Consider the following 12523-nt stretch of genomic DNA (forward strand, 5'->3'; position numbering starts at 1 on the left):
TGATGAATAAGGCAAAGGCACCTTGCGGAACGGACGGTTCCGATGCAGTTAAAGTTTTTCCGTTTTCTGATTTTGATTTTGCTGAACCATTTGGTTCGGCATTTTTTTTACCCAGCGTCAAAGCGACGCTCACCCCCTATGTCACCCTGGAGCGTAGCGATAGGGTCCAGGGCTGTTTAACACAAGAGTTTAATAATTAGTTCAACGGAGATAAAAAATGAAGATTGAAGGCATCGACAAAGTCCTTATCATCGGTTCTGGCCCGATCGTGATCGGTCAGGCTTGCGAATTCGACTATTCCGGCACCCAGGCTTGCAAGGCCCTGCGCGAACAGGGTTACAAGATCGTGCTCGTGAACTCCAACCCGGCTACCATCATGACCGACCCGGTCATGGCCGATGCCACCTACATCGAACCGCTGAACGTCGCCCGCCTCACCCAGATTATCGAAAAGGAACGCCCGCAGGCCCTCCTCCCGAACTTGGGCGGTCAGACCGGCCTGAACCTCGCCTCTGCTCTGAGCAAGGCCGGCGTGCTGGACAAGTACGGCGTGAAGGTCATCGGTGTGAACCTCGACGCTATCGAACGCGGCGAAGACCGTGAAATCTTCAAGGAAACCATGCAGAAGCTCGGCATCGACACCCCGCGCTCCGGCATTTGCCACTCCGTGGAAGAAGCCGAAAAGATCGTTGCTGAAATCGGCTACCCGGTGGTGGTCCGTCCGGCATACACCATGGGCGGTGCAGGTGGTGGTTTCTGCTATAACGTGGAAGAACTCCGCACCATTTGCTCCAACGGTCTTGAACTCTCGATGACGCACCAGTGCCTCATCGAAGAATCTATCCTCGGTTGGGAAGAGCTGGAAGTCGAAGTCGTGCGCGATTCCAAGAACCAGATGATCGCCATCTGCTTCATCGAAAACATCGACCCGGTGGGCGTGCATACCGGCGACTCCTTCTGCGCAGCCCCGTTCCTCACCATCGACAAGAAGCTCGAAGAAGAACTGAAGGAAAAGGCCTTCAAGATTGTGGAATCCATCGGCGTGATTGGCGGTACCAACGTACAGTTCGCTCACGACCCGAAGACCGGCCGCGTGGTGATTATCGAAATCAACCCGCGTACCTCTCGCTCCTCCGCCCTTGCTTCCAAGGCTACCGGCTTCCCGATCGCTCTCATTTCTGCAAAGCTCGCCGCAGGCCTCACCCTCGACCAGATTCCGTACTGGCGCGATGGAAGCCTCGAAAAGTACACCCCGAGCGGTGACTACGTGGTGCTCAAGTTCGCTCGCTGGGCATTCGAAAAGTTCCGCGGTGTGGATGACTGCCTCGGCACCCAGATGAAGGCTGTGGGCGAAGTCATGGCTATCGGCAAGACCTACAAGGAAACCCTCCAGAAGGCTATCCGCGGTCTCGAAAACGGTCGTTCCGGCCTCGGCTTTGCGAAGGACTTCAACAAGAAGAGCAAGGAAGAACTCCTCGAAATGCTCAAGACCCCGAGCTCCGAACGTCACTTCCAGATGTACGAAGCTATCCGCAAGGGTGCAACCGACGAAGAAATCTTCGCCGCCACCTACGAAAAGGCCTACTTCGTGCAGCAGATGCGCGAACTCGTGGAACTCGAAGAAGAAATGCTCAAGACTCCGGGGCGCCTGCCTTCCGATGAACTCCTCATCAAGGCCAAGAAGGACGGCTTCAGCGACAAGTACATCGCGAAGATTCTCGGCATCCGCGAAAAGGACGTGCGCAAGAAGCGTACCGAACTCGGCGTGGTCGAAGGCTGGTGCGCAGTGCCGGTGAGCGGCGTGAAGGACCAGTACTACTACTACAGCACCTACAACTGCAAGGACGAATCTACCGCTTCCACGAATCCGAAGAAGATCATGATTCTCGGCGGTGGCCCGAACAGAATCGGTCAGGGTATCGAATTCGACTACTGCTGCTGCCACGCTGCCATGGCCCTCCGCGAGATGGGTTACGAAACCATCATGGTGAACTGCAACCCCGAAACGGTTTCTACCGACTACGATACCAGCGACAAGCTGTACTTCGAACCGGTCTGCCTCGAAGACGTTCTTCAGATTTACCACAAGGAAAAGCCGGCTGGCGTGATCGTGCAGTTCGGTGGCCAGACTCCGCTGAACATCGCCCGCGCCCTCTCCGACGAAGGCGTCAAGATTCTCGGTACCAGCATCGACTCCATCGACATCGCCGAAGACCGCGACCTGTTCCGCAAGATGATGGACCAGCTCGGCATCCCGATGCCGGAAAGCGGCATGGCCACCAACATCGACGAAGCCCTCGCTTGCGTCAAGCAGATCGGTGGCTACCCGGTGATGATCCGCCCGAGTTTCGTGCTTGGCGGCCGCGGCATGGAAGTCATCTACGACGAAGCCATGCTCCGCGAATACGTGGCGAAGGCCGTGGGCGTGACCCCGGACCGTCCGCTCCTCATCGACCGCTTCCTCCACAACGCTCTCGAATGCGAAGCCGACGCCCTCTCCGACGGCGAACACGTTTACATCCCGTCCGTGATGGAACACGTGGAACTTGCCGGTGTCCACTCCGGTGACTCCGCCTGCATCATCCCGCCGGTGACCATCACCAAGGAAAACCTCGCGACCATCAAGGATTATACCCGCAAGATTGCCGAAGCTCTCCACGTTTGCGGCCTCATGAACATGCAGTACGCTATCGAAGACGGCAAGGTGTTCGTCCTCGAAGCTAACCCGCGCGCAAGCCGCACGGTGCCTCTGGTCTCCAAGGTTTGTAACACCCAGATGGCCCGCCTCGCTACGCGCCTCATGCTCGGTGCGAAGCTCGAAGACTTGAAGCTCAAGGACAAGAAGTTCAACCACCACGGCGCCAAGGAAGCCGTGTTCCCCTTCGATAAGTTCCCGAAGGTGGACCCGGTGCTCGGCCCCGAAATGCGCTCCACCGGCGAAGTGCTCGGCCTCTCCGACGACTACGCCCTCGCTTACTACAAGAGCCAGGAAGCCGCAGGTTCCTTCCTTCCGAACGAAGGTGCCGTGCTCATCAGCCTCTCCGACAAGGTTAACTTGTCTGAACAGGCTATCGAAATCGGCAAGGAATTCCAGAAGCTCGGCTTCAAGATCTACGCTACCGAAGGCACCGCCAAGTTCTACGAGAAGGCCGGCGTGAAGTGCGAAGTGGTGAACAAGATCGCCGAAGGCCGCCCGAACGTCCTCGACATCATCCTGAACAAGCAGGTGAACCTCATCATCAACACGCCGTGGGCAAAGCGCGACGCCATCAAGGACGAAAGCGCCATCCGTAAGGCCGCCATCAAGTACAAGGTTCCTTACATCACGACCCTCGCCGGTGCCTACAACACCGTCAAGGGCATCGCCGCTGCTCGTAACGGCCATGGCGCTGTGAAGAGCCTGCAAGAGTACCACGCTTCTATTGAAGAAGTGTAATCTCCTAACAAGCGAGTAAACATTAAAGACCGTAGCAATAAAATGCTGCGGCCTTTTTTTGCATAAGTTGTTTATGAAATCATTTACATCTCGTCCGCGAGTTCTTTGGAAAATTCTTGAATGGACCGAACTGGGACCAGCGGAAAGTCGATGCTTTTCAGAATATCGAAATGCCGATTGTTAGAAACGATGTATTCTGCCATTCCGCCGTGGGCCTGTACATCTGCAGCTTGCGCAGGTGGGAGAGGTATGTGTCGTAGGTGTATTTCGACAGCGTGCTCGCCTTGGATTCCACAATCGCACGCGTCTCGGCGTAAAAGTCGCTCATTGGTTGCCCCTTATGGCTTACATGCGTTCAAAAGCCATCGTTTAGATTATCTCTGTACAAATGTCATCTAGAATCTCAGATTTGAATTGAACAATCCCAAAGTCCTAAATTGTTTTCAGTAACTGCAATAGGTTCTTGTCTGAGGATTTGGTTCTCCTCGTCCCGAACTCGACAAAGTGGTTTTGTACGCAGTAGAAATTCAGGAGTTTTTTCTTGTTTTCGCATTCCAAGACGCAAAGAACTCCACCGACCCCGTGCTGCATAAGCAGAATTGTTCGTTCCCGGTAATTGAGTCGTTCGGCCCTGCCTGGAAATGAGACCGGACAGGTCTTCTTCCAAGGGTGCGTTACCCAGATATTCTCTGATGTTTAAGACGAAGTAAGTTCTAGAATCCATATTTTTTTCGGAGCAGTGAAAGCTTTCTTAAACCGGATGTACCGCTAAGAACTTCTGCCTTGACACGACTCCTGGAAACAGGATTCTTTAACGAGCGCGCGACAGCGTTAACGAAGGACTTGACTTGCTTGGTCCCTGTCACTGTGAAACTGTTTTTTATGCTCGATGTAGCCATTGATGGTGTCCTCTAGCGAAATATACATTTATCAAATTCAAAAATCAAGTCTGCGCGTATCTTCATGTTTTTAGGCTTCCATCTTCAAAGCCGCGTCACCCTGCCGGGACGTTTATCTTGAACTTTTCCATCTCGCGGTCGATGACCTTGTTGGAGTAGTTCGCGTAAATGAGCGTCGTCTGGATGTTGGCATGGCCGAGCACCTTAGAGATCACCTCGATGGGCACCCCGAAGGAGACGCACGAGGTGGCGAAGGTGTGGCGCGCGATGTGCGCGTGCAGGTGGCTGTGGAAGTCCAGCTTCTTGGCGGCGGCGCGGAGGTTCTTGTTGAACGTGGAGTTGTCCACCACGTGCAGGGCCGTCTCGCCCGTGCCCTCGAGAAGGGCCAGCGCCTGGGCGGGGATTGGGATGTAGACCTGCGCGCCGGTCTTCTGCGTGAAGATGCGTATCTTGCCGTTGTGGATGTCGTGCGGGGTGAGCGCCCGGAGGTCCGAGAAGCGCAGGCCCGTGAAGCACGAGAAGAGGAAAGCCCGCAGCGCCTCGCGCTCGGAGAAGTTGAGCTGCTCGGAACGTTCCCTGAAGCCGGAGTACAGCTTTTCGAGTTCGTCTATTTCCAGGAACTCGCGGCGGTTGCGGACCTTCTTGAGCGGAAAGTCCCGCATGGGGTCGCGGCGCATCTTGCGCCTGCGGAGCAGTTCCCTGATGAACATCCGGAGTATGGAAAGCGAGCGGTAGATGCAACCGGCGCTGTTCTTGCGCGCGTGCATGAAGTCGATGTAGCCGAAGACGAACGCCTCGGTGATGTCGCGGCATTCCGCCGTGGGCCTGTACATCTGCAGCTTGCGCAGGTGGGAGAGGTATGTGTCGTAGGTGTATTTCGACAGCGTGCTCGCCTTGGATTCCACAATCGCACGCGTCTCGGCGTAAAAGTCGCTCATTGGTTGTCCCTTATGGCTTACATGCGTTCAAAAGCCATCGTTTAGATTATCTCTGTACAAATGTACACTATTTTTGTGTAGTTGTCAATAGGTTCCTTAGTTTTTGACTTTTTTACGTCTTGTATTCCGCGATAGACTCCATCAACTTATCGAAGTCGCTTTTGTAATTGGCGTCGCGGATTATCCTGAATTTGTCGTATTCGCCTTCCGCGAATGCCTTGGCAATTTCGTGTGTGACCTTGCCCTTGTCCTCGAGAATGTCGCGCTCGTTGAATTGGAGAAATGCGTTTAGCTTTTCCACCCAGTCCTTCATGTACATGACCTGGCTGCGTTTCGCCTGCAGTTCGGCGAAGTCCAGATACATGGTGACAATCCTGTTCAGGGTGTCAATTTCTTCTTGCGACAGGTAGTTCTTGGCGATGGAAACGTCTGGCTTGCGTATGTCGCCGTTGGGGGCGTTTTTCCATGTCGTGAGCCCCATGTTCACCTTTTTGCTGTCTGCACGTGAGTATATGATTTCTGCTGCGGTCTGGTGCGTTACAGCATAATGCATCTTGTTCTGCACTGTTGCGAAGAAATCCTGCGTAATTTGGCTGTCAGGGCTGTAGTCTGCGCTGCATCGGGCGTAGATGTCCGTGATTTTTTGGTAAAAACGGCGCTCGCTAGCCCGGATTTCGCGGATGCGTTCTAGCTGCTCCTCGAAGTAGTCCTTGCCAAAGAAGTTCTGCGGATTCTTCAGGCGCTCGTCGTTCATGGCGAAGCCCTTGATTATGTATTCCTTCAGGACTTGCGTCGCCCAGATGCGGAACATGGTCGCCTTTTTGGAGTTGATGCGGTAGCCTACTGCGATGATAGCATCGAGATTGTAGATGTTGACGAACTTTGTTTGTTCCTTGCCAACCATCGCTCCATGGGGAGTGGTTGTTTCCATTTTGGAAACTACCACTTTTTCGTTCAATTCGCCATCGGCAAAGATATTCTTCAGGTGCTTTGAAATGGCCGCCTTCTGCACATCGAATAGTTCGGCCATCTTGGCCTGGGTGAGCCATAAGTTCTCGTTTTGCAACAGAATTTCGACCTTGACTTCTGCATTATCGGTTTTGTATAGTAAAATCTCTTTCATACTACACAAATGTATACTATTTTTGTGTAGTTGTCAATAGGTTCCTTAAAAAATTTCCAATAAAGAAGCCCTGGAAGTGGTCGGTTCAGGGCGAAAAAAGCGATTTGTCTTTCATTCGTTAGTTTTTCTCTACCTTTTTCTCGATGCTTTTAATCGAGTCAAGGAAAGCTTTTTCTACCGAGGAAAGGGTCTTCTGTTGATACTTGCGATATTCGCCTGTAGCCTTGTCGACTGCTTGCTCGTGGGAAATGGAGCCGTTGCCTTGTAGAAGTTTTTCTCCGCCGGCGGTGAGTATTTGGTCCAGATGCTTGGACCAGTCGGACATGGTCATCGGCTCGTGCCGTTCTGCCTTGCGTTCGGCGAAGTCCAGGTAACCGGATACAATCTGCCCCATGGCCCGGAGCTCACGCTCGTCTAGATAGTTTTTGGCAATCAGCGCATCTTGAAGGCTTGGCTTGTCGCCGGAAAATGTTGTGAGCCCCATGAACGCCTTTTCTGCGTCAGCTCGGCTGTAGATGACTTAAAAATTGGTCAATTTAGTCAAATTTCCCGTAAATTCGGAATTTCCGAATTTTCTCATCACTTGTGACTCAATGAGTTCGCCTTCCACGAAGATGTTCTTGATGTGCTCGTTGATGGTCGATTTGGACTTGCCGAAAAGGGTTGACATCTGGTCCTGCGTGAGCCAGGCGGTCTCGTCCTCAAAACGGACCTCAACGTTGATTGTTTCGTCGTCTGTCCTGAATATGACAATTTCGTTTTCCTTTTCGTTTTTCATACTACACAAATGTATACTATTTTGACGCGGATGTCAATAGGTTACTTAAAAAATTTCCAATAAAGAAGCCCTGGAACGGTTGTTTCAGGGCGATGAGGAAAGTTGCCTTAGGCGACCTCTATGTCAAGTTTTCCTTCTGTGTACCGCTTGACAACAGAATTGAGCAGAGTCTGGTAAGGGATGCCCACGCGTTCGGCTTTTGCCTTGAACGCCTCCAGGACGCCGGGGTCGAAACTTGTACCGACCTTGGACTTTCTCGCTTTTTTTGCTGCACGTTGCTTTGAGGCCGCAATGGCCTTAGTCAGTGCGCCCGGTCCGCTAAACGAAAGACCGTTCTTCTCGGCCCACTTGTGATCCGCTAGTTCTTGGGCTTCGGTGCGGTTCTCGAAGTATGCGGCCTTTTTGGCTGCGTCTCGTTCGATTTCGTCAATTTTTCCCATTGTTTGTCCCTCAACTTGAAAGCGGTTGTCTACAATATATGATATTATCTTGATAATGTCAAGATTTATTTTAAGAAAAGACCTTGTCCGAGCCCGGTGCTGGAGCGCCTGCTGTGGACCAGCCCTGCCGGATGTCTAGAATTCTGCTGCTTTGCGTTTTTTAGGCTTCCATGCCCGAAGCCGCGTCACCCTGCCGGGACGTTTATCTTGAACTTCTCCATCTCGCGGTCGATGACCTTGTTGGAGTAGTTCGCGTAAATGAGCGTCGTCTGTATGTTGGCCTGCACCAAGCCCGGGTTTCTATTTCCCGTGGTTGTAGACGTCACCGAATTCATGTTCAATGAATATCACGTTGAATACATTTCCGATTCTGTGTCCTAAAAATGCGTGGTTGTCGCCGGTGGCGCGCATAACAATTAGGCTTTCTATTCCGGAAGGAACTAGATTTTGAGCGGCTTTTGTTAAGGAATCCACCTTCATGGGCTCTATTCCGGCAATGCCGTGTTTGCCGGTGGAATAGGCTGCGGCCCATGTTTGGGTCGAAATCTTGGATAATCGTTCAAGGTAGCGAATGAAAAAAACGCCGTCATTCGATGCCGTGTCGTAACTATACCTTTTCAGCCCCTTGAACGAGAAGACTATCTCGTCGTTTTGGGTGTTGCTGATGGCGCTAGGTGTAGGGGTTAATTTCTTTAATTTAGCCATCAAGTTGACGCAGGAAGAAAGTTCTCATTGATTCGTTCGAGATGACGGTGCCTCTGTCGTGAGGAACTGCGTTTATCCATGGAGACTCGCCGTGGGTCAGGTCCATTAACCCTATGGCAGAGTAGGATTTGTAACGCTCGTAAACCTGGAACAGCAGGTCTTCTTCCTGTGGGGTTAGCTGAATAAGTTGCGGATCGTCTTCTAGAACGATTCCGTTGCTTCCGAATTTCTTGTAGTAGTCATAAACGGACGGGACTACGGGCCCGTACATCCAAGCCTCGATGTCGTCCGAGAATAATGGGCTGTTGAACAAGGCCAGGTGAAAGCCCTGTTCGTAGTATAGCAACTTTTGGAGCTTCAGGTTAGAAAGAAGCTCGCCGCCGTTCGCGGTGTCAAGTTCGGCGAACTTGATTAGCCTGTTTGCTATTTGCAGTGCTCTGGGCATATCGTAAACCTTTACCATAAATATAACTAATTGCCGCCTATGGGGCAATATCAAACGGTTGCTACACAAATGTACACTATTTTTGCGCGGATGTCAATAGTTTTTTGAAATTTTTTCATATTTTTTTTCAGAGGCCCTGCCGGGAGTCCGAAATTATGCCGCCTTGCATGTAATTTTGTGCTTTCCCCTGCCATATATTATGTATCCCCCTTGTAATAAATCTGTAATTTTCTAAATTTTTACCTAATAGTTTATTTGAGACCCTCGCGATGACGTTGACTAGTGACTTTTTGTTTGCCGGACCGCACCCCGCAGTTCCCCGTATACTGGGGAAATAGCTTTTTTATGGACGAAAACATCGCAAATCGCCCGATAAGGATTGCGGTCCTCGGCACGCGTGGCATTCCCGATGTCCAGGGGGGCATCGAGACGCATTGCCAGCACTTGTTCCCGCGCCTTGCCAAGATGGGTTTCGAGATAACGCTTTTTGCTCGCAAGGGGTATGTCGCCAACGACGACCCTTACGAATACCAGGGCATTCGTGTGGTGCCGCTAAAGTGTAGCCACAAGGCTTGTTTTGAATCCATCACGCATACGCTGCGCTGCTGGCGTGCAGTCCGCAAAATGCGCCCCGACATTGTGCACATACATGCAATTGGCCCGGCGATGTTCGCCCCGCTTTTCCGGATGACGGGCGCTAAGGTCATCTACACGCACCACGGGCAAGACTACATGCGTGCCAAGTGGGGCAAGTTCGCGAAGTTCACTCTGAAGGCGGGCGAGCGGCTTGGCACAAAGTTCTCGCATCGGATTATCGTCATCAGCACCTACATCCAGGACCTCCTGAAAAAGATGTACAAGACGAACCGCACGGTGCTTATCCGCAACGGGGTTGAAATCCGTACCGATGCCCCGAAGGACGAGTTGATTACCCTGGCGCACTTTGGCCTGGAACCGCAAAAATACATCCTGGCCTGCGGGCGCTTTGTCGAGGAGAAGGGCTTCCACGACCTGATAGCCGCATACGCGAAACTCCCTGCCGAATTACAGCAACAGTATAAGTTGGCGATTGCCGGGCGCCCCGACCACAAGAGCGCCTACTCGCAAAAACTGGTGGAACAGGCAGAAAAGGCGAATGTCGTGCTTACCGGGTTCATTAGCGGCGATACGCTCTGTGCGGTGCAGCGCAACGCCCGGCTTTTCTGCATCCCGAGTTACCATGAGGGGCTGCCCATAGCCCTGCTCGAGGCCCTGAGCTACAACTTGGACGTTGTCGCGAGCGATATCCCCGCCAATACCGAGGTCCCGCTGCCGCGAGATTGTTTTGCCAAGAAGGGCGACGTCGATGACCTTGCGAAAACTATAGCCGCACACTTGGCGAGCGAAAAGCCGAACGACTATTCGTCCATTATTCATGAGTATTACGACTGGGACAAGATTGCGGAACAGACCGCCGTTGTCTACAGGGAACTTGCCAAATAGAGGATTTTATGACCTGCGAATCGTGCAAAAAGTGCAATTCCAAGATTCAGATGCCGACTGATGTGTCGGTGATTACCACGTATCGTTGCCAGATGCGCTGCAAGATGTGCAACATCTGGAAGAACCCGACCAAGAAGAGCGAAGAAGTCCAGGCAAAGGACTTGGAAATCCTCCCGCAGCTCAAGTTTGCAAACGTTACCGGTGGCGAACCGTTTATCCGCCAGGATTTGGAAGATATCGTCGAAGTGCTTTACACCAAGGCTCCGCGCATTGTGATTAGCACGAGTGGTTGGTGGGTGGACCGCGTCATCAAACTGGCCGAGCGCTTCCCAAATATCGGTATCCGCGTGTCTATCGAAGGGCTTGAAGGAACCAATAACTTCTTGCGCGGTCGCGACGACGGTTTTGAGCGTGGCATGAAGACTCTCAAGACCCTTCATGATATGGGCGTGAAGGATATCGGCTTTGGTCAGACGCTCAGCAACTGGAACAGCAATGACCTGATTCCGCTTTATGAGTTGGCGCTTTCGATGAATTTTGAATTTGCGACGGCCGCTTTCCATAACAGCTACTACTTCCACAAGGAAGACAACCAGATTAGCAACAAGGAAGAACTCTGCGACAACATCAGCAAGCTGGTGAACCGCCTGCTCAAGGAAAACCACCCGAAGTCGTGGTTCCGCGCGTTCTTCAATTTGGGCCTTATCAAGTATATCCAGGGCGGCAAGCGTATGTTGCCGTGCGAAGCTGGTTCCGTGAACTTCTTTACGGACCCGTGGGGCGAAGTTTACCCCTGTAACGGTCTGGAACCGCGCTACTGGCAAGAGAGCATGGGCAATATCCACACTGCCAAGAACTTCGAAGAAATCTGGTTCAGTGAACAGGCCCAGAAGGTCCGTGAAAAGGTACGTACCTGCCCCAAGAACTGCTGGATGGTGGGAACCGCCGCCCCGGTGATGAAGAAGTATATCGCGCAGGTGGCTCCGTGGGTGCTGAAGGCCAAACTCAAGAGCATGTTTGGCAAGGAAATTGACTGCTCTTGTTTCCCCAAGTTCGATGTTGGTCAGGATCCGCGTCAGGGTGATTTGAGGCTGGGGGATAACTCGTAAATCGTTGATTTATGTGCAGTAGCACAACTGTGCTACTGCTTTTTTGATATATGGCAGCGACGGCAGAACAGCAGAATAACAAACGGATAGCAAAGAATACTTTGCTGCTGTATTTCCGTATGCTCATAACGATGGCGGTTGGGTTATATACGAGCCGCGTTGTATTGCAGACCCTTGGTGTTGAGGACTTTGGTATTTACAATGTTGTTGGTGGCGTTGTCGCCATGTTTGGCATTCTAAATACAGCGATGGCCTCAACAACTCAACGCTATATAACGTTTAATTTGGGAAAAGGTGACGAAAAGGAATTAAAAAAAGTCTTTTTTAATTGTGTTTTGACGCATTTTCTGATTGCGTCGATTTTTGTCTTATTGGCAGAAATAATTGGCTTGTGGTTCTTGAATAATAAGTTGGTCATTCCTGCCGATCGATTGTCTGCTGCATTCTGGGTGTTTCAGTGTTCTGTATTGTCGACATTTATAATGATTATAAGCGTCCCGTATAATGCTGACATTGTTGCTCATGAAAAGATGTCTGCATTTGCTTATATTTCAATTATCGAAGTTTTCTTAAAATTGGCTATTGTTTGGATTCTCTGCATTAGTCCCATAGACAAGTTGTGCCTATATGCAATTCTTTTGGCGGCTGTGCAATTTGGTATTAGATTTATATACGGAATTTATTGTCGTCGGCATTTTAACGAGACTCATTTGCAATTCCAATGGGACAAAAGACTCTTTAAGGAAATGCTGTCGTTTGCTGGCTGGAATCTTTTCGGTGGGTTGTCAAACATCCTGTACACGCAGGGATTGAATATCTTGCTAAACATTTTCTTTGGTCCTGCCGTGAATGCTGCTAGGGGTATTTCTGTTCAGATTCAGAATGTGGTGACTCAGTTTTCGAGCAGTTTTCAAATGGCTATCAATCCGCAAATTACGAAATCCTATGCTAATAAGGATTTGAAACAAATGCATGCCTTGGTTTTTTCTAGCTCGAAGTTTACGATTCTCTTGTTGCTAATTTTGACGACGCCTTTTTTTGTGAATTCGGAATTTATTCTGTCCATTTGGCTGAAAAATGTTCCTGAATGGAGCCCGATATTTGTTCAGATAATGCTTTGCATTGTAATTGTTGATGCTGCGGCCAATCCGTTTATGATATCCTCTGC

At 51.1% G+C, this 12523-nt stretch carries 14 protein-coding genes; 5 read left to right on the forward strand and 9 right to left on the reverse strand.

Features of this window, described 5'->3' with window-relative positions:
• Positions 1-2: 2 nt before the first annotated feature.
• The gene (locus tag B4A77_RS12075; protein ID WP_290741022.1) at positions 3-200 is read left to right on the forward strand and encodes a hypothetical protein; all 198 of its coding nucleotides are present in this window, start codon (positions 3-5) and stop codon (positions 198-200) included.
• A gap of 17 nt (positions 201-217) precedes the next feature.
• Positions 218-3436: a carbamoyl-phosphate synthase large subunit gene (gene carB / locus B4A77_RS12080; protein ID WP_290741025.1), complete on the forward strand. Its 3219-nt coding sequence runs from the start codon at positions 218-220 to the stop codon at positions 3434-3436.
• A gap of 157 nt (positions 3437-3593) precedes the next feature.
• Here the strand turns inward: carB and B4A77_RS12085 are convergent, their stop codons facing one another.
• The 9 genes from B4A77_RS12085 to B4A77_RS12125 all read right to left on the reverse strand — a co-directional run bounded on the left by B4A77_RS12085 (position 3594) and on the right by B4A77_RS12125 (position 8782).
• A complete protein-coding gene (locus B4A77_RS12085; RefSeq protein WP_290724594.1) occupies positions 3594-3764 on the reverse strand; it encodes a hypothetical protein in 171 nt (56 codons plus the stop codon).
• 666 nt (positions 3765-4430) lie between these two features.
• On the reverse strand, positions 4431-5273 hold the full coding sequence (locus B4A77_RS12090) for a tyrosine-type recombinase/integrase (protein ID WP_073116300.1): 843 nt from the start codon (positions 5271-5273) through the stop codon (positions 4431-4433).
• Positions 5274-5385: 112 nt separating this feature from the next.
• The gene (locus B4A77_RS12095) at positions 5386-6396 is read right to left on the reverse strand and encodes a virulence RhuM family protein (protein ID WP_290741030.1); all 1011 of its coding nucleotides are present in this window, start codon (positions 6394-6396) and stop codon (positions 5386-5388) included.
• A 118-nt stretch (positions 6397-6514) separates the two neighbouring features.
• Complete coding sequence (gene rhuM, locus B4A77_RS12895) at positions 6515-6913, reverse strand: RhuM family protein (RefSeq protein ID WP_290731246.1); 399 nt, start codon at positions 6911-6913, stop codon at positions 6515-6517.
• Positions 6914-6916: 3 nt separating this feature from the next.
• Positions 6917-7174, reverse strand: coding sequence for a hypothetical protein (locus tag B4A77_RS12900; protein ID WP_290731235.1), 258 nt, complete (start codon positions 7172-7174; stop codon positions 6917-6919).
• A gap of 107 nt (positions 7175-7281) precedes the next feature.
• Complete coding sequence (locus tag B4A77_RS12110; RefSeq protein ID WP_073116301.1) at positions 7282-7614, reverse strand: BrnA antitoxin family protein; 333 nt, start codon at positions 7612-7614, stop codon at positions 7282-7284.
• Positions 7615-7799: 185 nt separating this feature from the next.
• Positions 7800-7949 carry a hypothetical protein gene (locus tag B4A77_RS12115; RefSeq protein ID WP_173366987.1) on the reverse strand — a complete coding sequence of 50 codons (150 nt, stop codon included), beginning with the start codon at positions 7947-7949 and terminating at the stop codon, positions 7800-7802.
• Entirely contained in the window at positions 7915-8319 is a 405-nt protein-coding gene (locus B4A77_RS12120; protein WP_290741036.1) for a hypothetical protein, read from the reverse strand. The genes B4A77_RS12115 and B4A77_RS12120 overlap by 35 nt, the downstream gene beginning before the upstream one ends.
• Positions 8312-8782 carry a Panacea domain-containing protein gene (locus B4A77_RS12125; protein WP_290741039.1) on the reverse strand — a complete coding sequence of 157 codons (471 nt, stop codon included), beginning with the start codon at positions 8780-8782 and terminating at the stop codon, positions 8312-8314. Before B4A77_RS12125 ends, B4A77_RS12120 begins: the two co-directional genes overlap by 8 nt.
• A 327-nt stretch (positions 8783-9109) precedes the next feature.
• Here B4A77_RS12125 and B4A77_RS12130 point away from each other — a divergent pair, with 327 nt between their 5' ends.
• The 3 genes from B4A77_RS12130 to B4A77_RS12140 all read left to right on the forward strand — a co-directional run.
• Positions 9110-10246 (forward strand): glycosyltransferase family 4 protein, encoded by a 1137-nt coding sequence (locus B4A77_RS12130; RefSeq protein ID WP_290741042.1) that lies wholly within the window; start codon positions 9110-9112, stop codon positions 10244-10246.
• 8 nt (positions 10247-10254) lie between these two features.
• Positions 10255-11355 (forward strand): radical SAM protein, encoded by a 1101-nt coding sequence (locus B4A77_RS12135; RefSeq protein ID WP_290741045.1) that lies wholly within the window; start codon positions 10255-10257, stop codon positions 11353-11355.
• Positions 11356-11405: 50 nt separating this feature from the next.
• The coding region (locus tag B4A77_RS12140) for an oligosaccharide flippase family protein (RefSeq protein ID WP_290741048.1) at positions 11406-12523 on the forward strand (1118 nt) is incomplete at its 3' end.

Source organism: Fibrobacter sp. UBA3718 (assembly GCF_002371935.1).
GTDB lineage: Bacteria > Fibrobacterota > Fibrobacteria > Fibrobacterales > Fibrobacteraceae > Fibrobacter.

Bases quoted from the DNA above. Each gene is read 5' to 3' on its own strand.
- B4A77_RS12075 (WP_290741022.1), top strand. From the start codon at position 3: ATGAATAAGGCAAAGGCACCTTGCGGAACGGACGGTTCCGATGCAGTT.
- carB (WP_290741025.1), top strand. From the start codon at position 218: ATGAAGATTGAAGGCATCGACAAAGTCCTTATCATCGGTTCTGGCCCG.
- B4A77_RS12085 (WP_290724594.1), bottom strand. From the start codon at position 3,764: ATGAGCGACTTTTACGCCGAGACGCGTGCGATTGTGGAATCCAAGGCG.
- B4A77_RS12090 (WP_073116300.1), bottom strand. From the start codon at position 5,273: ATGAGCGACTTTTACGCCGAGACGCGTGCGATTGTGGAATCCAAGGCG.
- B4A77_RS12095 (WP_290741030.1), bottom strand. From the start codon at position 6,396: ATGAAAGAGATTTTACTATACAAAACCGATAATGCAGAAGTCAAGGTC.
- B4A77_RS12900 (WP_290731235.1), bottom strand. From the start codon at position 7,174: ATGAAAAACGAAAAGGAAAACGAAATTGTCATATTCAGGACAGACGAC.
- B4A77_RS12110 (WP_073116301.1), bottom strand. From the start codon at position 7,614: ATGGGAAAAATTGACGAAATCGAACGAGACGCAGCCAAAAAGGCCGCA.
- B4A77_RS12115 (WP_173366987.1), bottom strand. From the start codon at position 7,949: ATGAATTCGGTGACGTCTACAACCACGGGAAATAGAAACCCGGGCTTG.
- B4A77_RS12120 (WP_290741036.1), bottom strand. From the start codon at position 8,319: ATGGCTAAATTAAAGAAATTAACCCCTACACCTAGCGCCATCAGCAAC.
- B4A77_RS12125 (WP_290741039.1), bottom strand. From the start codon at position 8,782: ATGGTAAAGGTTTACGATATGCCCAGAGCACTGCAAATAGCAAACAGG.
- B4A77_RS12130 (WP_290741042.1), top strand. From the start codon at position 9,110: ATGGACGAAAACATCGCAAATCGCCCGATAAGGATTGCGGTCCTCGGC.
- B4A77_RS12135 (WP_290741045.1), top strand. From the start codon at position 10,255: ATGACCTGCGAATCGTGCAAAAAGTGCAATTCCAAGATTCAGATGCCG.